This window comes from Kitasatospora sp. NPDC058184 (genome assembly GCF_042883725.1).
In the GTDB taxonomy this organism is placed as follows: Bacteria; Actinomycetota; Actinomycetes; order Streptomycetales; family Streptomycetaceae; genus Kitasatospora.
In genome coordinates, this window is the sequence record NZ_JBHVVE010000029.1 from 18,336 (window position 1) to 41,641 (window position 23,306).

The following is a 23,306-nucleotide window of genomic DNA, read 5'->3' on the forward strand; positions in this document are numbered from 1 at the left end:
GTAAAGGTCAGCGCACGAACAGCGAGGCCTTGGAGGCGAGGTCGAGGAAGTACTGCGGCAGCAGTCCGAGACCCAGCGTGACCAGCACCCCCACCCCGATCGCGGTCGCCGTGAAGGCGCTCGGCACCGCCACCGTGGGGCCCCCCGGCTGGGGGTCCGAGAAGAACATCAGCACGATGACCCGGATGTAGAAGAACGCGGCCACCGCCGAGCTCAGCACACCGACCACCACCAGCGGGGTCGCCCCGCCGCTGGCCGCGGCCTGGAACACCGCGAACTTCCCGGTGAACCCGGAGGTCAGCGGAATCCCGGCGAAGGCCAGCAGGAACAGCGCGAACACCGCCGCCACCAGCGGCGAGCGCCGCCCGAGCCCGGCCCAGCTGGACAGGTGGGTCGCCTCGCCCTTGGAGTCGCGCACCAGCGTCACCACCGCGAACGCGCCGAGCGTCACGAAGGAGTACGCCAGCAGGTAGAACAGCACCGAGGAGATGCCCTGCTTGTTGACGGCGATCACGCCGGTCAGGATGAACCCCGCGTGCGCGATCGAGGAGTACGCCAGCAGGCGCTTGACGTCCTGCTGGGTCACCGCGAGCACCGCGCCCACCACCATGGTGAGGATCGCGACGCCCCACATCACCGGCCGCCAGTCCAGCCGCAGGCCCGGGAAGGCCACGTAGAACAGCCGCAGGAAGGCCCCGAAGGCCGCGACCTTGGTGGCCGCCGCCATGAAGCCGGTCACCGGGGTCGGCGCGCCCTGGTAGACGTCCGGGGTCCAGGAGTGGAAGGGCACCGCGGCGACCTTGAACAGCAGGCCGACCGCCAGCATCGCCAGGCCGGTCAGCACCAGCGCGTCGCTCTGGGTGGTGCTCAGCTGCGCGGGGGTGGTCATCGCCTTGCCGGAGATGACGTCCCCGATGTCGCCGAGCTTCACGCTGCCCGCGTAGCCGTAGAGCAGCGCGGTGCCGAACAGGAAGAACGCCGAGGCGAAGGCGCCGAGCAGGAAGTACTTGACCGCCGCCTCCTGGGACAGCAGCCGGCGGCGCCGGGCCAGCGCGCACAGCAGGTACAGCGGCAGCGAGAAGACCTCCAGCGCCACGAACATGGTCAGCAGGTCGTTGGCGGCGGGGAACAGCAGCATGCCGCCGACCGCGAACATGGTGAGCGGGAAGACCTCGCTGGTGGCGAAGCCGGCCCGGACCGCGGCCCGCTCCTGCTCGCCGCCGGGGGTCGCGGCGGCCTGGGCGGCGAAGGCGTCGGCGGGCAGGCCGCCGGCCTTGGGCTCCAGCCTCCGCTCGGCGTAGGTGAGCACCGCGACCACGGAGGCCAGCAGGATCACGCCCTGGAGGAACAGCGCCGGGCCGTCCATCGCGACGGACTCCATGGCCAGCAGGTCGATCCGGGTGAAGCCGTGGCTCTGCACGGCCAGCACCACCACGGCGACGAAGGCGCCGACCAGCCCGGCCAGGGCGAGCGTCACCTGGGTCCAGTGCCGGTACCGGCGGGGCACGAAGGCCTCCACCAGGACGCCGGCCACGGCGGCCGCGAACACCACGAGCATCGGGGAGAGCTGGCCGTACTCGATGTGCGGCGCCGGGATGCTGGGGGTGTTGCCGCCGGCGGCGGCGAGCACTGCGGTGGCACTCACTTCTGCTCACCTCCTGAGGTGGCGGCGACCGGGTGGGCCGGCGCCGGGTCGGTCTGGTGGACCTGCGAGAGCGTCGCGTTCACCGAGGGGTTGACCAGGTCGGTGAGCGGCTTCGGGTAGACGCCGAGCAGGATGGTCAGCGCCACCAACGGGCCTACCACGGCGAGTTCGCGGGCCTTGAGGTCGGGCATCGTGCGCACCCCGTCCTTCACCGGGCCGGTCATGGTGCGCTGGTACAGCAGCAGGGCGTACAGCGCGGCCAGCACGATGCCGAAGGTGGCCACGATCCCGATCGCCGGGTAGCGGGTGAAGGTGCCCACCAGGACCAGGAACTCGCTGACGAACGGGGCCAGCCCGGGCAGCGACAGGGTGGCCAGACTGCCGATCAGGAACGTCCCGGCCAGCACCGGGGCGACCTTCTGCACGCCGCCGTAGTCGGCGATCAGCCGCGAGCCGCGACGGGAGATCAGGAAGCCGGCCACCAGCATCCACGCCGCCGTGGACAGGCCGTGGTTCACCATGTAGAGGGTCGCGCCGCTCTGGCCCTGGCTGGTCAGGGCGAAGACGCCCATGATGATGAAGCCGAAGTGCGAGATCGAGGCGTACGCCACCAGCCGCTTGATGTCCTTCTGGCCGATCGCCAGCAGCGCGCCGTAGACGATCCCGATCAGCGCCAGGACCAGGATCGCCGGGGCGAAGGTCTTCGAGGCGTTCGGGAACAGCCCGAGGCAGAAGCGCAGCATCGCGAAGGTGCCGACCTTGTCCACCACCGCGGTGATCAGCACCGCGGTGCCGGCGGTGGACTCGCCCATCGCGTTCGGCAGCCAGGTGTGCAGCGGCCAGAGCGGGGCCTTCACCGCGAAGGCGAAGAAGAAGCCCAGGAACAGCGCCTTCTCGGCGGTGCCGGTCAGCTGGAGCCGGCCGTCGGCGATCGCCGAGGTCAGGGTCGGCAGGTCGAAGGTGCCGAAGCCCTGGTCCTGCGCCGTCACGTACAGGCCGATCACGGCGGCCAGCATCACCAGGCCGCCGAGCAGGTTGTAGAGCAGGAACTTCACGGCCGCGTAGGAGCGCTGACGCGCCGACTCGGGGCCGCCCGCCCGGTCGCCGAAGCCGCCGATCAGGAAGTACATCGGGATCAGCATGGCTTCGAAGAACACGTAGAACACGAAGACGTCGGTGGCGTAGAAGGAGACGACCACCATCGCCTCCACCGCCAGGATCAGGGCGAAGAAGGCCTGGGTGCGGCGCTTGTTCTCGAAGGTGCCGTCCGGCCCGGCCGGCGCCGGGTCGGCGTCGTGCCAGGAGGCGAGGATCACCAGCGGCACGAGCACGGCGGTGAGCAGGGCGAGCACCGCGCCGATGCCGTCCACGCCGAGCGAGAAGGTGATGCCGAAGGAGCGGATCCAGCTGTACGACTCGTTCAGCTGGAAGCGGGCGCCGTGCGGGTCGAACCGGGCCGCCACCACGGCGGCCAGCACCAGGGTGACGGCCGAGGCGCCCAGCGCGACGGCCTTGGTGGTCCTGCGCCGGCTCTCGGAGGACCCGGCGGGCAGCGCGGCCGTCAGCACCGCGCCGGCCGCCGGGACGGCGCAGGTGGCGGTCAACAGAAAGCTCATGGCCTGGCCCCCCAACGGATATCAGGACGAGTCATCACGTGGACCTCATCAGGAGAGTCATGGCGACCAGCACCAGCGTGCCGCCGAACATGGAGAGCGCGTACGAGCGGACGTAGCCGTTCTGGACCCGCCGCAGCCGGCCGGAGAGCCCGCCGATCCCGGCGGCCAGGCCGTTGACCACGCCGTCCAGGCCGCGGCTGTCGAAGAAGACCAGCGCCGCGGCGAGCGCCGAGCCCGGCCGCACCAGCACCGCGTGGTTGAAGTCGTCCTGCAGCAGGTCGCGGCGGGCGGCCCGGGTGAGCGGGGAGCCGACCGGCGGCACCACCGGGACCGGCGAGCGCCCGTACACCAGGTACGCCAGGCCGACGCCGGCCAGCATGCAGGCCGTGGTCAGCAGGGTGACGGTCAGCGGGGCGAGCGGGGAGTTGCCCTCCTCGTGCCCGGTGACCGGCTCCAGCCACTTCAGGAAGGAGTCGTTGAAGGCGAACAGTCCGCCCGCGAAGACCGAGCCGAAGGCCAGCAGGACCATCGGGACGGTCATCGTCCGCGGCGACTCGTGCGGGTGCGGGGCGTTGCCCTCCGCGTCCGGCTGCCAGCGCTTCTCGCCGAAGAAGGTCAGCACCATGACCCTGGTCATGTAGAACGCGGTGACCGCCGCGCCGACCAGCGCGCACCCCCCGAGGATCCAGCCCTCGGTGCCGCCCTTGGCGAAGGCCGCCTCGATGATCTTGTCCTTGGAGAAGAAGCCGGACAGGCCCGGGAAGCCGATGATCGCCAGGTAGCCGAGACCGAAGGTGACGAAGGTGACCGGCATGTACTTCCGCAGGCCGCCGTAGTGACGCATGTTCACCTCGTCGTTCATGCCGTGCATGACCGACCCGGCGCCGAGGAACAGCCCGGCCTTGAAGAAGCCGTGGGTCACCAGGTGCATGATCGCGAAGGCGTAGCCGATCGGGCCGAGCCCGGCCGCCAGCACCATGTAGCCGATCTGCGACATCGTCGAGCCGGCCAGCGCCTTCTTGATGTCGTCCTTGGCGCAACCGACGATCGCACCGAACAGCAGCGTGACCGCGCCGACCACCACCACGGCGGTCTGCGCGTCCGGCGCCAGGTCGAAGACCGCCGAGGAGCGGGTGATCAGGTAGACGCCCGCGGTCACCATGGTGGCCGCGTGGATCAGCGCCGACACCGGGGTCGGGCCCTCCATCGCGTCCCCGAGCCAGGACTGCAGCGGCACCTGCGCCGACTTGCCGCAGGCCGCCAGCAGCAGCATCAGGCCGATCGCCGTCAGCTTGCCCTCGCTCGCCTGGTGGGCACCGCCGAAGACCGGGTCGAAGGCGAAGGAGCCGAACTCGGCGAACATCAGCATGATCGCGATGGACAGGCCCATGTCGCCGACCCGGTTGACGATGAAGGCCTTCTTCGCCGCCGTCGCCGCACTCGGCTTGTGCTGCCAGAAGCCGATCAGGAGGTACGAGGCCAGGCCCACGCCCTCCCAGCCGAAGTACAGCAGCAGGTAGTTGTCCGCGACCACCAGAAGCAGCATGGCGGCCAGGAACAGGTTCAGGTACGCGAAGAAGCGGCGCCGGCGCTCGTCGTGCGCCATGTAGCCGACCGAGTAGAGGTGGATCAGCGTGCCGACACCGGTGATCAGCAGGACGAAGGTCATCGACAGCTGGTCGAGCCGGAAGGAGATATCGGCCTGGAAGCCGTTCACCGGGATCCAGCTGAACAGGTGCCGGGTGACCGCCCGGTGCTCGGCGTCACGGCCGAGCATGTCCGAGAACAGGGCCAGGCCGAAGCCGAACGAGAGCGCCGCGAGCGCGGTGGCCAGCCAGTGGCCGAAGCGGTCCAGCGCCCGGCCGCCGAGCAGCAGCAGGGCGGCGCCCGCCAGTGGAGCCGCCACCAGCAGCGGAATGAGAGATTTCACCGAGGGCCCTCCGCCTACAGCTTCATCAGGTTGCTGTCGTCGACCGAAGCGGAGTGCCTGGTCCGGAAGATGGAGACGATGATGGCGAGGCCGACCACGACCTCGGCCGCCGCGACCACCATCGTGAAGAACGCGATGATCTGGCCGTCCAAGGTCCCGTGCAGCCGGGAGAAGGTCACCAGGGCGAGGTTCGAGGCGTTCAGCATCAGCTCCACGCACATGAACAGCACGATCGCGTTGCGTCGGACCAGCACTCCGGCCGCTCCGATGGTGAACAACAGGGCCGACAGGTAGAGGTAGTTGACCGGGTTCACTCCGCGCCCTCCTCGTCGGCCGGGTGCTTCACGTTGTTCGCCGTCACCGCCCCGCCGTTCGCCGGCAGCGGGGCGCCGTTGGCCGGCACCGGCTCCAGCGACTTGCGCGGGGCCTTCACGGCCGGCCGCTCCGAGGACGGACGGCCCAGCCAGTCCGCCGTGCTGTTCTCCAGCTCCGCCATCCGCCGCAGCATCGCCTGGCTGACGTCCCGGACCTGGCCGCGCTCGCGCAGCGTCGCCATCACCGAGTCCTCGGCGATCGTGCCGTCCGGCAGCAGCCCCGGCACGTCCACCGCGTTGTGCCGGGCGTACACGCCCGGCGCCGGCAGCGGCGGCAGCTGGATGTTGTCCACGACCCGCTGCGCCGCCAGCTCGCGCTGCGTCTTCGGCGCCTTCACGTGCTCCCGGTGGGTCAGCACCATCGCGCCGATCGCCGCGGTGATCAGCAGCGCGCCGGTGACCTCGAAGGCCCACACGTAGCGGGTGAAGATCAGCCGGGCCAGGCCCGGCACGTTGCCCTCGGCGTTCGCCTCGGACAGCCCGGTGAAGTGGTCCAGCTTCGCGTTGGCGATCCCGGCGATCAGCAGCACGCCGAAGCCCAGCCCGCACAGCGCCGCGGCGAACCGCTGGCCCTTCAGCTGCTCCTTCAGCGAGTCCTCGCCGGTGACGCCGACCAGCATCACCACGAACAGGAACAGCATCATGATCGCGCCGGTGTAGACCACGATCTGCACCACGCCCAGGAACACCGCGCCCTGGGCCATGTAACAGACCGCCAGCGCCATCATGGTGGCCGCCAGGCAGAGCGCGCTGTGCACGGCCTTGCGCATCAGCACCATGCCGAGCGCACCGCCGACCGCGATCACCGCGAGCACCCAGAACTGGACGGCCTCGCCCGTCGAGGTCGTCCCGGTCGCCTCCGCCAGCCGCGCGATCACTGCTGCACCTCCTTGTCCCGCTCGGTGCGCTCCTGCTGGACCGTCCCCGGCGCCGCCGAGGTGACCTCGCCCCGGTAGTACGCGCCCTCGTCGGTGCCCGGGAAGATCGCGTGCGGGGTGTCGACCATGCCCTCGGACAGGCCCACCAGCAGCTGCTCCTTGGTGAAGATGAGGTCCCGCCGGGAGGAGTCGGCCAGCTCGTACTCGTTGGTCATGGTCAGCGCCCTGGTCGGGCAGGCCTCGATGCACAGCCCGCACAGGATGCAGCGGGCGTAGTTGATCTGGTACACCGCGCCGTAGCGCTCACCCGGGGAGTAGCGCTCCTCGTCCTGGTTGTCCGCGCCCTCCACGTAGATCGCGTCGGCCGGGCAGGCCCACGCGCACAGCTCGCAGCCGACGCACTTCTCCAGGCCGTCCGGGTGCCGGTTCAGCTGGTGGCGGCCGTGGAAGCGCGGAGCGGTGGGCTTCTTCTGCTCCGGGTACTGCTCGGTGAGCCGCTTCTTGAACATGGCCTTGAAGGTCACGCCGAAGCCGGCGGCCGGGCCGAGGATCGACGGACGGTCGCCCCGTTCGGCGTGGCCCGTTCGATCGGACTGGTCGGACATCTCGGTTCAGCTCCCTTCGGAATGGTCGGCCCCGTTGAGGGCGTCCTGGAGTTGCTTCGGGGCACGGCTGCGGCGGCGCGGCACCGGCGGGAGCACCTGGCCGGGCAGCGGCGGGACGGGGTAGCCGCCCGCCATCGGGTCGAACTCCCCCCCGTCCTTCGGCCGGGCCGGGCCCGCACCGGGCGGGGCCTCCCCGGACTCCGGCTGCTTCCTCAGGAAGTCCCGCAGCAGCGCCAGCAGCAGCACCGCCCCGACCGGGGCGCCCACGTACAGCACCACCTGGCCGAAGCCGTAGCCCTCGTTGCGCAGCGCCCGCACGCTCGCGATCAGCACCAGCCACACCAGCGAGACCGGGATCAGCACCTTCCAGCCCAGCTTCATGAACTGGTCGTAGCGGAGCCGGGGCAGCGTGCCGCGCAGCCAGATGAAGAAGAACAGCAGCAGCTGGATCTTCAGCGTGATCCACAGCATCGGCCACCAGCCGTGGTTGGCGCCCTCCCAGAAGGTCGTCACCGGCCACGGGGCCCGCCAGCCGCCCAGGAAGAGGGTCGAGGCCACCGCCGAGACCGTCACCATGTTCACGTACTCGGCCAGCATGAACATCGCGAACTTCAGCGAGGAGTACTCGGTGTTGAAGCCGCCGACCAGCTCGCCCTCGGCCTCCGGCAGGTCGAACGGCGCCCGGTTGGTCTCGCCGACCATCGCGATGATGTAGACGATGAACGACACCGGCAGCAGCGCCGCGAACCAGGTCGGCTGCTGGTGCGCCACGATCTCCGAGGTCGACATCGAGCCCGAGTAGATGAACACCGCCGCGAAGGACAGGCCCATCGCGATCTCGTAGCTGATCATCTGCGCGGACGAGCGCAGCCCGCCCAGCAGCGGGTACGTCGAACCCGAGGACCAGCCGGCCAGCACGATGCCGTAGATGCCCACCGAGGCCGTCGCCAGGACGTACAGCAGCGCGACCGGGAAGTCCGTCAGCTGGAGCGGCGTACGGGTGCCGAAGATCGACACCTCGTTGCCGGCCGGACCGAACGGGATCACCGCGAAGGCCATGAACGCGGGGATGGCGCAGACGATCGGGGCCAGGATGTAGACCACCTTGTCCGAGCCCTTGACCACCAGGTCTTCCTTCAGCGCCAGCTTCACGCCGTCCGCCAGCGACTGCAGCAGGCCCCACGGGCCGTGCCGGTTGGGCCCGATGCGCAGCTGCATCCAGGCCACCACCTTGCGCTCCCAGACGATCGCGATCAGCACCGTCAGGACCAGGAAGGCGAAGCAGAACACCGCCTTCAGCAGCACCAGCCACCACGGGTCCTGCCCGAAGAAGTGGAGCGTCTCGTACGGCTGCGACGTCATCGGTCCTCCCCTGTGCCGTCGCCGGCGGTCTCGTCCGCGGCCCCGGGTTCGGAGCCGGCCCCGGGTGCGGGTCCGACTTCGGGTCCGGGTCCGACTTCGGACTCGGGTTCTGACTCGGCCGCGGCGATCGTGACCAGGTGGCCGACGGTGGTGCCGAGCGCGCGGTGGGCGCCGCCCGGCGTGGAGTCCAGCGGGACCCAGACCGTGCGGTCCGGGATCGAGTCGGTGACCTCCAGCGGCAGGGTCAGCGATCCGGCCGAACCGGTCAGCCGCAGCTCCTCGGCCGCCTCGGCGCCGATCTCCTTGGCCGTCTCCGCCGAGATCCGGGCCACCGCCCGGTGCCGGGTGCCCGCCAGGTGCGGGTCCCCCTGCTGCAGCACGCCGTTGTCCAGCAGCAGGCGCCAACCCGCCAGCACCGCCTGGCCGGTGGCCGGTCGGGGCAGCAGGCCCGGGTGCGCCGCCGGGTCGGCCGTGCGGTCGCCCTCCCAGGGGGCGAAGCGGTCCAGCTCCAGCCGGGCCGCCCGGACGTCCGGCAGGCCCAGCCGGTGGCCCAGCGCGTCGGCCAGCATGCCCAGCACCCGCAGGTCCGGCTGGAGGTGGCGGCCCATCTGCTGGTCCGGCTTGAGCGCCGACTCGAACATCCGCACCCGGCCCTCCCAGTCCAGGAAGGTGCCGGCCTTCTCCGCCACCGCCGCCACCGGCAGCACCACGTCGGCCCGCGCCGTCACCGCCGAGGGCCGCAGCTCCAGCGACACCAGGAACGGCACCGCCGCCAGCGCCTCGTCGGCCAGCGCCGGATCCGGCAGGTCGTCCGGGTCCACGCCGCCGACCAGCAGCGCGTCCAACTCGCCCGCCGCGGCCGCCGCCAGGATCCCGTCGGTGTCCCGGCCCGGCCGGGACGGCGGCTCGGCGCCGCCCCACACCGCGGCCGCCTCCGCCCGGGCCGCCGGAACGGCCACCGGACGCCCGCCGGGCAGCAGGCCCGGCAGCACGCCCGCCTCGACGGCCCCGCGCTCACCGGCCCGGCGCGGCACCCAGGCGAGCCTCGCGCCCGTCGCGTGCGCCAGCCGCAGCACCGCCGTCAGCCCGCCCGGGACGGCGGCCAGCCGCTCGCCCGCCAGGATCACCGCGCCCGGGGTGCGCAGCAGTTCGGCCGCCCGGCCCGCGTCGTCGTTCAGCGGCTCGTCCGCCGCCAGCGCCGCGAACCACTCCGGCTCGGTGCCGGGGGCGGCCGGCAGCAGCGCCCCGCGCAGCTTCGCCAGGCCCCGGGAGCCGAACGCGGCCACCGAGAACACCTTCAGGCCCGTCGCCCGGGTCGCCTTGCGCAGCCGCAGGAAGACGATCGGCGACTCCTCCTCCGGCTCGAAGCCCGCCAGCAGCACCGCCGGCGCCCGGTCGAGGTCCTCGTACGACACCCCGGTGCCGTCCACGTCGACGCCCCGCCCGGCCACCGCCGCGGCCAGGAAGTCCGCCTCCTCGCCGCTGTGCGGGCGGGCCCGGAAGTCCACGTCGTTGGTGCCCAGCACCACCCGCGCGAACTTCCCGTACGCGTAGGCGTCCTCGACCGTCACCCGGCCGCCGGCCAGCACCCCCGCCCGGACCCCGCGCAGCCCCTCGGCCGCCCGGGCCAGCGCCTCCGGCCAGGAGGCCGGCACCAGCTCGCCGTCCACCCGCACCAGCGGGGCGGTCAGCCGGTCGCGCTGCTGGGCGTAGCGGAAGGCGAAGCGGCCCTTGTCGCAGTTCCACTCCTCGTTCACCGCCGGGTCCTCGCCCGCCAGCCGGCGCAGCACCTTGCCGCGCCGATGGTCGGTGCGCTGCGCGCAGCCCGAGGCGCAGTGCTCGCACACGCTCGGCGAGGAGACCAGGTCGAAGGGGCGCGAGCGGAACCGGTACGCCGCCGAGGTAAGCGCGCCCACCGGGCAGATCTGGATGGTGTTCCCGGAGAAGTAGGACTCGAAGTCGTCGCCCTCGCCGGTGCCGACCTGCTGCAGCGCCCCGCGCTCCACCAGGTCGATGAACGGGTCCCCGGCGATCTGCTGCGAGAAGCGGGTGCAGCGCGCGCACAGCACGCAGCGCTCGCGGTCCAGCAGCACCTGGCTGCTGATCGGCACCGGCTTCTCGTAGGTGCGCTTCATCCCCTCGAAGCGGGAGTCGGCGGCGCCGCTGCTCATCGCCTGGTTCTGCAGCGGGCACTCGCCGCCCTTGTCGCAGACCGGGCAGTCCAGCGGGTGGTTGATCAGCAGCAGCTCCATCACGCCGCGCTGGGCCTTCTCGGCCACCGGCGAGCTGAGCTGGGTGCGCACCACCATGCCCTCGGCCACCGGGATGGTGCAGGAGGCGACCGGCTTGCGCTGGCCCTCGACCTCGACGATGCACTGGCGGCAGGCGCCGGCCGGGTCGAGCAGCGGGTGGTCGCAGAAGCGCGGGATCTGGGTGCCGATGGTCTCGGCGGCCCTGATCACCAACGTTCCCTTGGGGACCCGCACTTCGACGCCGTCGATGGTGAGCGTGACCAGTTCGACCGCTGTCTCGGAGGCCGTTGGCTCTGTGATCGTCACGCGTGCACCTCCCTTTCGGTGGCGGACTGGTGGCCGGGGCGGGGGCCGTCGGCCCAGACGGTGGAGGCGGCCGGGTCGAACGGGCAGCGGCGCTCGGCCAGGTGCTGCTCGTACTCGGCCCGGAAGTGCTGGAGCGAGGAGACGATCGGACTGGCCGCGCCGTCGCCCAGGGCGCAGAAGGACTTGCCGTTGATGTTGTCGGCGATGTCGAGGAGCTTCTCCAGGTCCCCGTCGACGCCCTGGCCCGCCTCGATCCGCTTGAGCAGCTGGACCAGCCAGTAGGTGCCCTCGCGGCAGGGGGTGCACTTGCCGCAGGACTCGTGGGCGTAGAACTCCGTCCAGCGGGTGACGGCCCGCACCACGCAGGTGGTCTCGTCGAAGACCTGGAGCGCCTTGGTGCCGAGCATCGAGCCGGCCGCCCCGACGCCCTCGTAGTCCAGCGGGACGTCGAGGTGCTCGTCGGTGAACATCGGGGTGGAGGAGCCGCCCGGGGTCCAGAACTTCAGCCGGTGCCCGGCGCGGACGCCGCCGCTGAGGTCGAGCAGCTGGCGCAGCGTGACGCCGAGCGGGGCCTCGTACTGGCCGGGGTTGGTGACGTGGCCGGAGAGCGAGTAGAGCGTGAAGCCGGGGGACTTCTCGGTGCCCAGGGCCTTGAACCACTCCTTGCCGCGGGACAGGATCGGCGGCACCGAGGCGATCGACTCGACGTTGTTGACCACCGTCGGGCAGGCGTACAGGCCGGCGATGGCCGGGAACGGGGGCCGCAGCCTGGGCTGGCCGCGGCGGCCCTCCAGCGAGTCCAGCAGCGCCGTCTCCTCGCCGCAGATGTAGGCGCCGGCGCCGGCGTGCACGGTGATGTCCAGGTCGACGCCCGAGCCGAGGATGTTCCGGCCCAGCAGCCCCGCCCCGTACGCCTCGGCGACGGCCGCGTGCAGCCGGCGCAGCACCGGGACGACCTCGCCGCGCAGGTAGATGAAGGCGTGGTCGCAGCGGATCGCGTAAGAGGCGATGATCATGCCCTCGATCAGCGCGTGCGGGTTGGCGAACAGCAGCGGGATGTCCTTGCAGGTGCCCGGCTCGGACTCGTCCGCGTTGACCACCAGGTAGTGCGGCTTGCCGTCGTTCTGCGGGATGAACTGCCACTTCATCCCGGTGGGGAAGCCGGCGCCGCCGCGGCCGCGCAGGCCGGAGTCCTTGACCAGGGCGATCACGTCGTCCGGCGGCATGGCGAGGGCCGCCTTGAGGCCCTCGTAGCCGTGGTGGCGGCGGTAGGTGTCGAGCGTCCAGGGGCGGCTGTCGTCCCAGGAGTCGGACAGGACCGGGGTGAGCAGCTTCTCGGCCGGCTCGGCGGAGGTCATCACGCTTCGCTCCCTTCCTGGCCGTTGCCCGCTTGGGTGGTGCCCGCTTGGCCGTTGGCCGCCTGGCCGTTGCCTGCCTGGCCGTTGGCCTCGGGGCGGGGTGCGTCGGAGCGGGGTGCGTCGGAGCGCGGGGATTCGGGGCGCGGGGCGACCACCTTGGTGCCGGGGGTGCCGGGCAGCGCCTCGCCGCGGGCCAGCCGCAGGCCGGCCAGGGAGGGCGCGCCGCCGGCGCCGGACTCGTCGTTGGCCCCCGGGCGCTCGTCGGGGAAGCCGGCCAGGATCCGGGAGGTCTCCTTGAAGCCGCACAGCCGGGCACCGCGGGTGGGGCGGACCTCGCGGCCGGCCCGCAGGTCGTCGACCAGCTGCCGGGCGCTGTCCGGGGTCTGGTTGTCGAAGAACTCCCAGTTGACCATCACCACGGGCGCGTAGTCGCAGGCCGCGTTGCACTCGATGTGCTCGATCGAGACCTCGCCGTCCTCGGTGGTCTCGTTGTTGCGGACGCCCAGGTGCTCCTGGAGCTCGGCGAAGATCTGGTCGCCGCCGAGCACCGCGCACAGGGTGTTGGTGCAGACCCCGACGTGGTACTTCCCGGCCGGGCGGCGCCGGTACATGGTGTAGAAGGTCGCGACCGCGGTGACCTCCGCGGTGGTGAGGTCCAGCTGTTCGGCGCAGAAGCGGATCCCGGTCGGGCTGACGAAGCCCTCCTCCGCCTGCACCAGGTGCAGCAGCGGCAGCAGCGCCGAGCGGGCCTGCGGGTAGCGGGCGATCAGCTCGGCTGCGTCGGCGGCCAGCCGGGCACGCACCTCCTCGGGGTACGGTGCGGCCGGCAGTGCCGGCAGTCCGAGTTCGACGTTGGTCACCGGTCCACGCCTCCCATCACCGGGTCGATCCCGGCCACCGCGACGATCACGTCGGCCACCTGGCCGCCCTCGCACATCGCCGCCATCGTCTGCAGATTGGTGAACGACGGGTCCCGGAAGTGGACCCGGTACGGACGCGTCCCGCCGTCGCTGACCACGTGCACGCCCAGCTCGCCCTTGGGCGACTCGACCGCCGCGTACGCCTGGCCGACCGGGACCCGGAAGCCCTCGGTGACCAGCTTGAAGTGGTGGATCAGGGCCTCCATCGAGGTGCCCATGATCTTGCGGATGTGGTCGAGGGAGTTGCCCATCCCGTCCGGGCCGACGGCCAGTTGGGCCGGCCAGGCGATCTTCTTGTCGGCCACCATGACCGGGCCGGGCCGCAGCCGGTCCAGGCACTGCTCGACGATCCGCAGCGACTGCTTCATCTCCTCCAGGCGGATCAGGAAGCGGCCGTAGGAGTCGGCGCTCTCCGCGATCGCGACCTCGAAGTCGTAGTCCTGGTAACCGCAGTACGGGTCGGTCTTGCGCAGGTCGTGCGGCAGGCCGGTGGCGCGCAGGATCGGGCCGGTGGCGCCGAGGGCCAGGCAGCCGGGCAGGTCCAGGAAGCCGACGTCGACCAGGCGGGCCTTGAACACCGGGTTGCCGGTGGCGAGTTTGTCGTACTCGTGCATCCGGGAGCGGAAGACCTTGACCGCCTCGCGGATCTGGTCGACCGCGCCGGGCGGCAGGTCCTGGGCGAGGCCGCCGGGGCGCACGTACGCGTGGTTCATGCGCAGGCCGGTGACCAGCTCGAAGACGTCCAGGATCAGTTCGCGGTCCCGGAAGCCGTAGATCATCAGGGTGGTGGAGCCGATCTCCATGCCGCCGGTGGCCAGGCAGACCAGGTGCGAGGCGATCCGGTTGAGCTCCATCATCATCACCCGGATGACGTTGGCGCGGTCCGGGACGTCGCCGGTGATGCCGAGCAGCTTCTCGACCGCCAGGCAGTAGGCCGTCTCGTTGAACAGCGGGGTCAGGTAGTCCATGCGGGTCACGAAGGTGGTGCCCTGGACCCAGCTGCGGAACTCCATGTTCTTCTCGATGCCGGTGTGGAGGTAGCCGATGCCGCAGCGGGCCTCCTTCACCGTCTCGCCGTCGATCTCCAGGATCAGCCGCAGCACGCCGTGGGTGGACGGGTGCTGGGGGCCCATGTTGACGATGATGCGCTCGTCGTCGGCCCGGCCGACCGCCTCGACCACCTCGCCCCAGTCGCCGCCGGTGACGGTGAAGACCCGGCCCTCGGTGGTCTCGCGGGCGTCGGCTTCCTCGGTCTCTCCATAGTGCTGGGTGTTCATCAGCTGTACGACCTCCGCTGGTCGGGAGCCGGGATCTGGGCGCCCTTGTACTCGACGGGGATGCCGCCGAGCGGGTAGTCCTTGCGCTGCGGGTGGCCCAGCCAGTCGTCCGGCATCATGATCCGGGTGAGCGCCGGGTGGCCCTCGAAGACCAGGCCGAAGAAGTCGTAGGCCTCGCGCTCGTGCCAGTCGTTGGTCGGGTAGACGCTCACCACGGAGGGGACGCGCGGATCGGCGTCGGGCGCGGTGACCTCCAGCCGGATCAGCCGGCCGTGGGTGATCGAGCGCAGGTGGTAGACCGCGTGCAGCTCGCGGCCCTTGTCGCCGGGGTAGTGCACGCCGCTCACCCCCAGGCAGAGCTCGAAGCGCAGCGCCGGGTCGTCGCGCAGGATCCGGGCGGTCCTCAGCAGGTGGTCGCGCTCGATGTGGAAGGTGATCTCGCCGCGGTCGACCACCGTCCTCTCGACCACCTCGACCGGGTCCAGGCCCTGCTCCTCCAGGGCGCCCTCCAGCTCGTCGGCGACCTCGTCGAACCAGCCGCCGTACGGGCGTTCACTCGGACCGGGCAGCACGATCGGGGCGGCCAGACCGCCGAAGCCGGAGGTGTCGCCACTGCCCTCGGCACCGAACATGCCCTGGCGGCGGCCGACCACCTCGACCGGGATCTCGCGGACCGGCTGCTCGCGGCGGGTCTCGGGTACCTGCTCGTTCATCGCAGCTGCCCCCGCATCTCGCTGATCGGGGTGGCCTTGAGGGCGAGCGCCTCGCCGAGCTCCTCGGCCCGGCGCCTGTTCACGCCCAGCGGCTCGTGCTGGATCTTGTCGTGCAGCTTCAGGATGGCGTCCATCAGCATCTCCGGACGGGGCGGACAACCGGGCAGGTAGATGTCCACCGGGACGATGTGGTCGACGCCCTGGACGATCGCGTAGTTGTTGAACATCCCGCCGGACGAGGCGCAGACACCCATCGAGATGACCCACTTGGGGTTGGGCATCTGGTCGTACACCTGGCGCAGCACCGGGGCCATCTTCTGACTCACCCGGCCCGCCACGATCATCAGATCGGCCTGCCGGGGGGAGCCCCGGAAGACCTCCATGCCGAACCGGGCCAGGTCGTAGCGGCCCGCCCCGGTGGTCATCATCTCGATCGCGCAGCAGGCCAGACCGAAGGTGGCCGGGAAGAGTGACGCCTTGCGCACCCAGCCGGCGGCCGTCTCCACGGTCGTGAGCAGAAAGCCGCTCGGCAGCTTCTCCTCGATTCCCATCAGATCCCTCTCAATGCCCTCAAGTCCTCTGATACGTGGGCCGGTTCTGGCTTGTCCGCTCGTTCACAAGCGGGTGCTCAGCCGGCGGACGGGTGGGCCACCACCCCGCGCTCTGACCACCCCGCGCTCAGTCCCACTCCAGACCGCCGCGCCGCCACACGTAGGCGTACGCGACGAAGACGGTGGCGATGAACAGGAGCATCTCGACCAGCCCGAAGATCCCCAGGGCGTCGAAGGTCACCGCCCAGGGGTAGAGGAAGACGATCTCGATGTCGAAGACGATGAAGAGCATCGCCGTCAGGTAGTACTTGATCGGGAACCGACCGCCGCCCACGGGCTGCGGGGTCGGCTCGATGCCGCACTCGTACGCCTCCAACTTGGCCCGGTTGTAGCGCTTGGGGCCGGTGAGTGAGGCCATCACGACGGAGCCGACCGCGAACGCCGCCGCGATGGCACCGAGTACGAGGATCGGCGCGTAGGCATTCATAGCCCCCGCTCCCTCCGTCCAGTCGTCCTTGACTGCAGATCGGAACCGGCAGGTCACACTGAGGTGAACCCGCGTTCCGGTTCCCGAGATCCACCTCATGTGAGGCAGTTCACAAAGCCTGGAACGAGCGCATCTTATGCCCGTCGGCTTGTGATCTGCGACACGCAGTTCAACGCCATCTTTGTGATCTACGACACCCTGTAAATGGGGTCGAATGTGAGCATGCCCAGATTTGTCGACGCAAAGCAGTCAAACGATCACAAGCGGTCGCATTTACTTGTGAAGTGGCAGGTCAGGGGCATGTTCCTATATCAACTATGCGTCGTAGGGAGCAAATTTTCAGACGTCATGTTGACGTGTTATAGCGGCTCACTCGCAGGGGTGGCGGGGCCCGAACGCTCGCTTGACCCTTCGTTCACAAGCGCGCGAGCCTGCCGTCGGGCGGGGTTCCCTTCCCCCTCTCCCGCGCGCCCGCCGTCCCGCTCCGGCGGTGCCCGCCGGGGCCGCGGGCCCTCGTGCTCCGGGACGGGGCCCGCTACTGGCGGCCGGCCGTCTGCTCCCAGACCCAGGCCGCGATGCCCACCCGGTTGCGGGCGCCGATCTTGCGCTGGACGTTGGCGAGGTGGTTCTTCACCGTCCCCGGTGAGATGAACAGCCCTGCGCCGATCTCGGCGTTGGTCGCACCGTCTGCCACCAGCTCGGCGATCTCCCTTTCTCTCGTGGTCAGTTCCTCCGTCGGCCCGGCTGTCGGCTGCGGAGCCGCCGCGGCCGCCTTCGCGCCTGGCCCCGACTTCAGCGCCGGCTTCGACTCCGCGCCCGGGAGTGCCATGTGCCGCAGCAGCCGGACGGTGACCTGCGGGCTGATCAACGCGTCCCCGGCCATCGCCGCCCGGACCGCCTCGATCAGCAGCACCGGCCCCGAGCGCTTCAGCAGGAACCCGGCCGCTCCGTGCCGCAGCGCCGTGTGCACGTACTCGTCCAGGTCGAAGGTGGTCACCACGATCACCTTGCACTGGTCGGCCAACTGGCGTGTGACCTCCAGGCCGTCGAGCTTCGGCATCCGGATGTCCGCGAGCACAACGTCCGGCCGCAGCCTCCGTGCCTCCGCCACCGCCGCGGCGCCGTCCGCCGCCTCCGCGACCACCACCATGTCCGGCTGAACGTCCAGGATCATCCGGAACGCGCTGCGGACGTCCGCCTGGTCGTCCGCGATCAGGATCCGAACCGGCCCTGTGCCACTGCCCATGTCCCGCACCTCTCCCCGTTGCCGACCTTCGTCGGCTCCTACGATCACGCCGGCCCCGTGCCGGCCTCCTCCAGCGGCAGCACCGCCGTCACCCGCCAGGCCTCCCGCTCGTACGGACCGGCTTCCAGCGAACCGCCGAGGGCCTCCACCCGGGCCGCCAACCCCGGCAGTCCGCTGCCGCCGCCCCGGCGCGGCCGCCCCGCCGGGCCCGGTGCCCGACCGTCGTTGGTCACGGTCAGCTCCAGCCGTCCACCGCTGCGGCGGGCCCGGATCTCGACCGCCCGCGCGGCCGGAGCGTGCCGCCGGACATTGGTCAGGGACTCGACCACGATCCGGTGGACGGTGCCCTCCACCTCGCGCGGCACCGGCTCCTCCGGCAGCTCCAGGCGGACGTTCACGCCGCCCGTCGCGGTGAACCGCTCGGCCACCTCGGCGAGTTCGGCGAGTCCGGGCTGCGGACCGCGGCCGCCCTGCTCCTCGCTGCGCAGCAGCTGTACCGTCCGGTCCAGCGAGGCCAGCGCCCGCTGCCCGGCCTGCTCTATTCGCTGGAACATCTCGGCCGCGCCGGCCGGATCGATCCCCGCCAGATAGGCCCCCGCCTGGGCCTGGGCGACCATGCCGCTGACATCGTGTGCCACGAAGTCGTGCAGGTCATGGGCCAGTTCGAGCCGCTGCGCCCGTCTGGCCTCGGCCACCGCCTCGTGGCGCCCCTCGTCCAGGCCCCGCAGGTAGAGCCCGACCAGGACGGCCGGCAGCGAGAGCATCGATCCGAACCCGAAGAGCGTGAGTGTGTCCGCGGGCCCCTCGACGAACGCGAACCGGGACGGCCAGAGGGCGACCGCTCCGCAGGCTGTCCAGGCCGCCGCCGCGCACCGCGGGCCGTCCTCGGCGCGCAGGCTGACGACCACCGACAGCAGCAGGACGGCCAGCTCGACCAGGCCCGCCAGCCCGGCCCACCGCTGCCCCTCCGTCCAGCGGCCGAGGAGCCAGACGGCGACCGTGACCACGACCGACGCCGCCCCGAGCGCCATGGTCACGGCCGCCGCCCCGTACCGCCCCCGCGCCACCCAGGCCGGCGGCGCCAGGACCAGGACGATCCCGGACAGGATCTGAGTCATCGTCATCACCCCTTCTCGACCCTTCGACTGCCGTCACACTACGACGCCGCCCGGGCGGCGCGCCTGTGCCGATCGGCATATTTCAAAGGCCGGTTGAGCAGGAGGAACAGCCCGATCGGCATCTGCCGCGAACCCCTGGCGAGCCTCCAGTCTTGAGTCATCGCACCGGCCACGGAGGCCGGAGCCGAAGGGAGTCCACCACCATGTCGAAGCTCGTGATCACCGCCCGCGGCACCGCCCACCGGGCCGCGGCGGCGGCCCCGAACGTCCCGCCCGCCCCGCGCTGGGCCCGGCTCGCCGCCGGGGCCGCAGTCCTCAGCACCATCCCCTCGGGGCTGTGGCGGATCGCCTTCGGCTTCGGCGTCCCGGTCGGCTTCTCCGGCGCGACGGCCGCGGTGTACGGCGCGCACCAGCCGGGCTGGGGCACGGTCTACTGCGTGGCGCTGAGCGCCCTGGCGGAGGCGCTGGCCTTCCTGACCCTGGGCCTGGTCCGGCCCTGGGGGCTGGTGGCGCCCCGGTGGATCCCCCTGATAGGCGGCCGTCGGGTCCGGCCGCTCGCCGCGATCGTCCCGGCGCTGCTGGGCTCGGCGGTCCTCACCTACGTCGGCACTGCCGCACTGCTCGGCGGCTGGGCGCACAACCTGGCCGAGCCGGATTCCCCGCACGGCTTCGCCGCCGTGGTGATGACGCTCGCCTACCTGCCCCTGGTCGCCTGGGGCCCGCTGCTCGGCGCGGTCGCCCTCGACTACGCCCGCCGGACGCTGCGGCCGCGCCGGTGACGAGGACGACGGGTCACACCGCGGCCGGCTCCGAGCCCGGCCCCACCGCGTCGGCCCCGCTCTCGTCCTCGCCCCCGGCCGGGCGCGGCGCCGGGGCGGGGGCGACAGCCGGGGCGGGGGCGGGTACGGGGGCGGTGCGCCGGCCCCACTCGGTCGCGACCAGCACCAGGGCTCCGCCAAGCAGGGCGAGCGGGCCCATGCGGTTCCCGGCCACGGTGATGCCGAAGACGGCGGCCCAGAGCGGCTCGGTCCCGAGCAGCAGGCTCACCCGCGAGGGCGAAGTGGCCCGCACGGCCCACATCTGGACGAAGAAGGCGAACAGGGTGCAGAACAAGGACAGGTGCAGCAGCCAGCCCCACTGGCCGGCCCCGTACGAACGCGCGACCGTCCACGGCGCGGGTCCGACCAGGAACGCGACGGCGGCGAACACGCCGGTGGCCACCGCGAGTTGGACCCAGGTGACGGCGAGCACGTCGGTGTCGCGGACGGCCCGGGTGCGGGCCATCGCGAGGACGTACGCCGAGCGGACGAGGGCGGCGCCCAGCACCAGCAGGTCACCGAGTGCCGGAGGGCGCAGCCCGCCGTCCCCGGTGAGCAGAGCGACGCCGAGGACGGCCAGCCCGGCGGCGGCGAGGAAGGCCTTCGGCGGTGCGGTCCGGGCGAGGGCGCTCTCGCCGAGCGGCGTGAGCACCATCGCGAGGCTGATGATCAGCCCGGCATTGGTCGCGGAGGTGTGCACAGCTCCGTAGGTCTCCAGCAGGAAGATCCCGCTGAGCACCAGCCCCAGTGCGGCGCCGCCGAGCCACTCGGCGCGGCTCAGCCTCCGCAGGGCACGCCAGGCGACCAGCCCGAGCAGCGGCAGCACCAGGCCGAACCGCAGCACCAGCATCGCCACGACCGTCCCGGGCTCGGCCACCCGCTGGACGGCGAGGAAGCTCGATCCCCACACCACGGCCACGAGCAGGACCGGAAGATCGCGAAGGACCGACGAGGACGAACCCTCGGACGGGTCGGACAAGGAGGCTGGCATGCGAAAGATCCCTCCGAACGGACGGAACCGGCGGGCGCGAGTACCGTACGGCGTCGGACGGACCCAGGAGCCGGGCGGAAGGCCTGGCAGTGGACGGGGCGGTGCGCGGAGCAAGGGGGCGCCATCTTCGCGCACCGGGCCCCCGATGATCAATGCCCTCCACGGGCACGGTTGGGTCAGGCGGAGAGCAGACCGTTCGCCGCGGCGATCGCCTCGATGTCGGCCGGGGTGCCGGACATGATGGCGCGGACGTGCTCGGTGACCAGCTCCACCGGCCAGTCCCACCAGGCCGCACGGAGCAGGCGCGCGATGTCGGCGTCGTCGAAGCGGCGGCGGATCGGGCGGGCCGGGTTGCCGCCGACGACGGTGTAGGGCTCGACGTCGGCGGTGACCATCGCCCCGGCCGCGATGATCGCACCGTCGCCGATCCGGACGCCGGGCAGGACGGTGGCCCCGTGGCCGAACCAGACGTCGTTGCCGACCACGGTGTCACCCCGGCTGGGCAGGCCCGTGACGATGTCGAGGGTCCGCTCGGTCCAACTGCCGCCGAACATCGTGAAGGGGAAGGTGGAGACGCCGACGGTCGGGTGGGCGGCGCCGGCCATCAGGAAGCGGGTGCCGGTGGCGATCGCGCAGTACCTGCCAATCACCAACCGCTCGGGGCCGTACGCGTAGAGGACGTTGCGCTCCTCGAAGCGGGTGGCACCGTCGGGGTCGTCGAAGTAGGTGTACTCGCCGACCTCGATCCGCGGGTCGGTGACGAGCGGGCGCAGCAGGACGACCCGGTCGTGGCCGGCGAGCGGGTGGAGGGCGGTGGGGTCGGGAACGGCAGTGGCGGACACGCGGGCTCCTCTCGTAATGCGACGTAAGTCGCATTACGATGAGCATGGCACGGCCGCCACCCCACAGTAAGCCTTAATGCGACTGGAGTCGACTTTGACTGGAGCAACCCACCCCGCACCGGAGCCCCGCACCCCCACCCCGCGCCCGGGCGGCCGCAGCGCCCGGGTCCGGGCCGAGGTGGTCGCCGCCACGCTCGCCGAGGTCGCCGAGAAGGGGTACGACGGGCTCACCGTCGAGGCGGTCGCCGCCCACTCCGGCGTCCACAAGGCGACCCTCTACCGGCGCTGGGGCGGAGTGGACGGCCTGGTCGCCGACGCCCTGACCGCCTCCGCAGACCAGCCCTGGCCCCTGCCCGACACCGGCGACCTCCGGCAGGACCTCCACCGGATCACCCAGGAGGTGTTCAGCGTCTTCACCGATCCGGAGCTCGGCCCCACGCCCACCGCACTGATCTCCGCGGCCCAGCGCTCGGACACCGGCGCGGCCGCCCTGCGCGCCTTCTTCGCGGCCCGCCACCGCCAGGCCGCCGAGGTGGCCGAACGGGCCGTCGCCCGGGGCGAGCTGCCCGCCGGGACGGACGGCACCGAGGTGGTCCGGGCCGCCACCGCGCCGCTCTACTACCGCCTCTTCGTCTCCGGCGAGCCACTGGACGCCCGCACCGCCGAGCGGGCCGCCGACGCCGCGGCCATGGCCGCCCGCGCGGGACTCTTCACACCCACCACGACCACCCCGGAGCAGAACTGACAAACCATCACACTGTCGCCGCCCGGGGAGCCACGGCCGCCCCAACCCCTACCGCATCCCCATCCGGCCGTGGATGATGCACCCATGACAACACCGCCGTCCACCACCCCCCGGAAGGCCCGTCACGTGAAGCGCAAGCACTGGGCGCTGGTCGCCGCCGCCACCGTCCTCCCGCTCGTGGCGAGCACCGGCACCGCCATCGCGGACACCCCCGCGGCCGCGACCCCCGCTACCGGCTGCGCCTACACACCGGCCGTCCCGGCCGACAACTTCAAGGGCATCCCGGTGTTCGACGCCAAGAAGGCGGCGAAGCCCTACCGCGCGACACTGCGGACCAGCCAGGGCCAGATCAGCTTCGAGGCCCTGACCGACAAGGCGCCCTGCACCACCTTCTCGTTCCGGTTCCTCGCCGAGCACGACTACTTCGACCGCAGTCACTGCCACCGCCTCACCACCCAGCGGATCTACGTCCTCCAGTGCGGCGACCCGACCGGCACGGGCAGCGGCGGTCCCGGCTACTCGTTCCCGGACGAGAACCTGACCGGCGCCACCTACCCGGCCGGAACCGTGGCCATGGCCAACGCCGGCCCGAACACCAACGGCAGCCAGTTCTTCTTCGTCTGGAAGGACACCAAGCTCTCCCCCGCCTACACCCCCTTCGGCCGGATCACCGGCGGTCTGGACGTGCTCCAGAAGATCGCCGCCGGCGGCGAGGACGACCAGAACAACCCGGGCGACGGCTTCCCCAACCTCCCGGTGAACATCCGCAACGTGAAGATCAGCGCCCGCTGAGGCTGCTCGTCCCCGGCGGGCCGGACAGCCCCGGCCCGCTCCCGTACGGTGGCAGCACCAACGACACCGCGTGGGAGCAGGAGCAACGCCGCATGGACAGCCGGATCTGGGAGAGCGTCGACGACCTGGTCGCACGGCTGGACGAGCAGAGCACGCAGTCGCCCCAGGAGGAGCGACTGCTGCGGATCCTCAAGCTCTCCGAGGAGGTCGGCGAGGTCGGTGCCGCGGTGATCGGCGCCACCGGCCAGAACCCGCGCAAGGGGGTCACCCACACCTGGGAGGACGTCCAGCACGAGCTCTGCGACGTCGTCTTCACCGCCCTCGTCGCCCTGAGGACCCTCACCCCCGACGCGGCCCGGATCTTCGACGAGCGCCTCGCCTACGTCGAGCAGCGCTCCGCCGCCTCCCGCCGGGCGCCGGAGGCACCCCGGACGGCCGAACAGCCGTAGGGCCGGCGGGGACGGACATCCCCACCGGCCC

General features: G+C 71.7%; 22 protein-coding genes. 4 read left to right on the forward strand and 18 right to left on the reverse strand.

The window, feature by feature from the left end:
* Positions 1-7: 7 nt before the first annotated feature.
* The 16 genes from nuoN to ACFVXH_RS36170 form a co-directional block, all read right to left on the reverse strand.
* Positions 8-1,645: an NADH-quinone oxidoreductase subunit NuoN gene (gene nuoN, locus ACFVXH_RS36095; protein ID WP_049652549.1), complete on the reverse strand. Its 1,638-nt coding sequence runs from the start codon at positions 1,643-1,645 to the stop codon at positions 8-10.
* Positions 1,642-3,261 (reverse strand): NADH-quinone oxidoreductase subunit M, encoded by a 1,620-nt coding sequence (locus tag ACFVXH_RS36100; protein WP_074005526.1) that lies wholly within the window; start codon positions 3,259-3,261, stop codon positions 1,642-1,644. Before ACFVXH_RS36100 ends, nuoN begins: the two co-directional genes overlap by 4 nt.
* 34 nt (positions 3,262-3,295) lie before the next feature.
* Positions 3,296-5,191: an NADH-quinone oxidoreductase subunit L gene (nuoL, locus tag ACFVXH_RS36105; RefSeq protein WP_049652555.1), complete on the reverse strand. Its 1,896-nt coding sequence runs from the start codon at positions 5,189-5,191 to the stop codon at positions 3,296-3,298.
* Between the two features lie 14 nt (positions 5,192-5,205).
* Positions 5,206-5,505 (reverse strand): NADH-quinone oxidoreductase subunit NuoK, encoded by a 300-nt coding sequence (gene nuoK / locus ACFVXH_RS36110; protein ID WP_049652557.1) that lies wholly within the window; start codon positions 5,503-5,505, stop codon positions 5,206-5,208.
* Entirely contained in the window at positions 5,502-6,440 is a 939-nt protein-coding gene (locus tag ACFVXH_RS36115) for an NADH-quinone oxidoreductase subunit J (RefSeq protein ID WP_387830454.1), read from the reverse strand. Before ACFVXH_RS36115 ends, nuoK begins: the two co-directional genes overlap by 4 nt.
* Entirely contained in the window at positions 6,440-7,048 is a 609-nt protein-coding gene (gene nuoI / locus ACFVXH_RS36120; RefSeq protein WP_117489179.1) for an NADH-quinone oxidoreductase subunit NuoI, read from the reverse strand. The genes ACFVXH_RS36115 and nuoI overlap by 1 nt, the downstream gene beginning before the upstream one ends.
* 6 nt (positions 7,049-7,054) lie before the next feature.
* A complete protein-coding gene (gene nuoH / locus ACFVXH_RS36125) occupies positions 7,055-8,410 on the reverse strand; it encodes an NADH-quinone oxidoreductase subunit NuoH (protein WP_375876368.1) in 1,356 nt (451 codons plus the stop codon).
* Positions 8,407-10,968 carry an NADH-quinone oxidoreductase subunit G gene (locus tag ACFVXH_RS36130; RefSeq protein WP_387830358.1) on the reverse strand — a complete coding sequence of 854 codons (2,562 nt, stop codon included), beginning with the start codon at positions 10,966-10,968 and terminating at the stop codon, positions 8,407-8,409. The genes nuoH and ACFVXH_RS36130 overlap by 4 nt, the downstream gene beginning before the upstream one ends.
* Positions 10,965-12,326, reverse strand: a complete 1,362-nt coding sequence (gene nuoF / locus ACFVXH_RS36135; protein WP_049651165.1) for an NADH-quinone oxidoreductase subunit NuoF — start codon at positions 12,324-12,326, stop codon at positions 10,965-10,967. The genes ACFVXH_RS36130 and nuoF overlap by 4 nt, the downstream gene beginning before the upstream one ends.
* On the reverse strand, positions 12,326-13,186 hold the full coding sequence (gene nuoE, locus ACFVXH_RS36140) for an NADH-quinone oxidoreductase subunit NuoE (RefSeq protein ID WP_387830361.1): 861 nt from the start codon (positions 13,184-13,186) through the stop codon (positions 12,326-12,328). The genes nuoF and nuoE overlap by 1 nt, the downstream gene beginning before the upstream one ends.
* Entirely contained in the window at positions 13,183-14,523 is a 1,341-nt protein-coding gene (locus tag ACFVXH_RS36145) for an NADH-quinone oxidoreductase subunit D (protein ID WP_049651167.1), read from the reverse strand. The genes nuoE and ACFVXH_RS36145 overlap by 4 nt, the downstream gene beginning before the upstream one ends.
* Entirely contained in the window at positions 14,523-15,236 is a 714-nt protein-coding gene (locus tag ACFVXH_RS36150) for an NADH-quinone oxidoreductase subunit C (protein WP_387830365.1), read from the reverse strand. The genes ACFVXH_RS36145 and ACFVXH_RS36150 overlap by 1 nt, the downstream gene beginning before the upstream one ends.
* Entirely contained in the window at positions 15,233-15,787 is a 555-nt protein-coding gene (locus tag ACFVXH_RS36155; RefSeq protein ID WP_074005520.1) for an NADH-quinone oxidoreductase subunit B family protein, read from the reverse strand. The genes ACFVXH_RS36150 and ACFVXH_RS36155 overlap by 4 nt, the downstream gene beginning before the upstream one ends.
* Before the next feature lie 127 nt (positions 15,788-15,914).
* Positions 15,915-16,274 (reverse strand): NADH-quinone oxidoreductase subunit A, encoded by a 360-nt coding sequence (locus tag ACFVXH_RS36160; protein WP_030060100.1) that lies wholly within the window; start codon positions 16,272-16,274, stop codon positions 15,915-15,917.
* Between the two features lie 535 nt (positions 16,275-16,809).
* On the reverse strand, positions 16,810-17,520 hold the full coding sequence (locus tag ACFVXH_RS36165) for a response regulator (protein ID WP_380776165.1): 711 nt from the start codon (positions 17,518-17,520) through the stop codon (positions 16,810-16,812).
* Between the two features lie 44 nt (positions 17,521-17,564).
* A complete protein-coding gene (locus ACFVXH_RS36170; protein WP_387830368.1) occupies positions 17,565-18,644 on the reverse strand; it encodes a sensor histidine kinase in 1,080 nt (359 codons plus the stop codon).
* 197 nt (positions 18,645-18,841) lie between these two features.
* Here ACFVXH_RS36170 and ACFVXH_RS36175 point away from each other — a divergent pair, with 197 nt between their 5' ends.
* Positions 18,842-19,417, forward strand: coding sequence for a hypothetical protein (locus ACFVXH_RS36175; protein ID WP_387830371.1), 576 nt, complete (start codon positions 18,842-18,844; stop codon positions 19,415-19,417).
* Between the two features lie 13 nt (positions 19,418-19,430).
* On the opposite strand, the gene ACFVXH_RS36180 is transcribed toward ACFVXH_RS36175, so the two are convergent.
* Together ACFVXH_RS36180 and ACFVXH_RS36185 are read right to left on the reverse strand one after the other, a co-directional pair.
* On the reverse strand, positions 19,431-20,447 hold the full coding sequence (locus ACFVXH_RS36180; protein ID WP_387830374.1) for a DMT family transporter: 1,017 nt from the start codon (positions 20,445-20,447) through the stop codon (positions 19,431-19,433).
* 176 nt (positions 20,448-20,623) lie between these two features.
* Positions 20,624-21,289, reverse strand: coding sequence for a CatB-related O-acetyltransferase (locus ACFVXH_RS36185; RefSeq protein WP_387830377.1), 666 nt, complete (start codon positions 21,287-21,289; stop codon positions 20,624-20,626).
* A 94-nt stretch (positions 21,290-21,383) separates the two neighbouring features.
* Here ACFVXH_RS36185 and ACFVXH_RS36190 point away from each other — a divergent pair, with 94 nt between their 5' ends.
* The 3 genes from ACFVXH_RS36190 to ACFVXH_RS36200 all read left to right on the forward strand — a co-directional run bounded on the left by ACFVXH_RS36190 (position 21,384) and on the right by ACFVXH_RS36200 (position 23,275).
* Positions 21,384-22,034, forward strand: coding sequence for a TetR/AcrR family transcriptional regulator (locus ACFVXH_RS36190; protein ID WP_387830380.1), 651 nt, complete (start codon positions 21,384-21,386; stop codon positions 22,032-22,034).
* 84 nt (positions 22,035-22,118) lie between these two features.
* Positions 22,119-22,826 carry a peptidylprolyl isomerase gene (locus ACFVXH_RS36195; RefSeq protein ID WP_063780137.1) on the forward strand — a complete coding sequence of 236 codons (708 nt, stop codon included), beginning with the start codon at positions 22,119-22,121 and terminating at the stop codon, positions 22,824-22,826.
* 92 nt (positions 22,827-22,918) lie between these two features.
* The gene (locus ACFVXH_RS36200) at positions 22,919-23,275 is read left to right on the forward strand and encodes a MazG-like family protein (protein WP_049651176.1); all 357 of its coding nucleotides are present in this window, start codon (positions 22,919-22,921) and stop codon (positions 23,273-23,275) included.
* Positions 23,276-23,306 lie beyond the last annotated feature (31 nt).

Coding starts and splice junctions, on each gene's coding strand:
- ACFVXH_RS36100 (WP_074005526.1), bottom strand. CDS start 3,261: ATGAGCTTTCTGTTGACCGCCACCTGCGCCGTCCCGGCGGCCGGCGCG.
- nuoI (WP_117489179.1), bottom strand. CDS start 7,048: ATGTCCGACCAGTCCGATCGAACGGGCCACGCCGAACGGGGCGACCGT.
- nuoH (WP_375876368.1), bottom strand. CDS start 8,410: ATGACGTCGCAGCCGTACGAGACGCTCCACTTCTTCGGGCAGGACCCG.
- nuoF (WP_049651165.1), bottom strand. CDS start 12,326: ATGACCTCCGCCGAGCCGGCCGAGAAGCTGCTCACCCCGGTCCTGTCC.
- ACFVXH_RS36145 (WP_049651167.1), bottom strand. CDS start 14,523: ATGAACACCCAGCACTATGGAGAGACCGAGGAAGCCGACGCCCGCGAG.
- ACFVXH_RS36150 (WP_387830365.1), bottom strand. CDS start 15,236: ATGAACGAGCAGGTACCCGAGACCCGCCGCGAGCAGCCGGTCCGCGAG.
- ACFVXH_RS36155 (WP_074005520.1), bottom strand. CDS start 15,787: ATGGGAATCGAGGAGAAGCTGCCGAGCGGCTTTCTGCTCACGACCGTG.
- ACFVXH_RS36160 (WP_030060100.1), bottom strand. CDS start 16,274: ATGAATGCCTACGCGCCGATCCTCGTACTCGGTGCCATCGCGGCGGCG.
- ACFVXH_RS36165 (WP_380776165.1), bottom strand. CDS start 17,520: ATGGGCAGTGGCACAGGGCCGGTTCGGATCCTGATCGCGGACGACCAG.
- ACFVXH_RS36170 (WP_387830368.1), bottom strand. CDS start 18,644: ATGACGATGACTCAGATCCTGTCCGGGATCGTCCTGGTCCTGGCGCCG.
- ACFVXH_RS36175 (WP_387830371.1), top strand. CDS start 18,842: ATGTCGAAGCTCGTGATCACCGCCCGCGGCACCGCCCACCGGGCCGCG.
- ACFVXH_RS36180 (WP_387830374.1), bottom strand. CDS start 20,447: ATGCCAGCCTCCTTGTCCGACCCGTCCGAGGGTTCGTCCTCGTCGGTC.
- ACFVXH_RS36195 (WP_063780137.1), top strand. CDS start 22,119: ATGACAACACCGCCGTCCACCACCCCCCGGAAGGCCCGTCACGTGAAG.
- ACFVXH_RS36200 (WP_049651176.1), top strand. CDS start 22,919: ATGGACAGCCGGATCTGGGAGAGCGTCGACGACCTGGTCGCACGGCTG.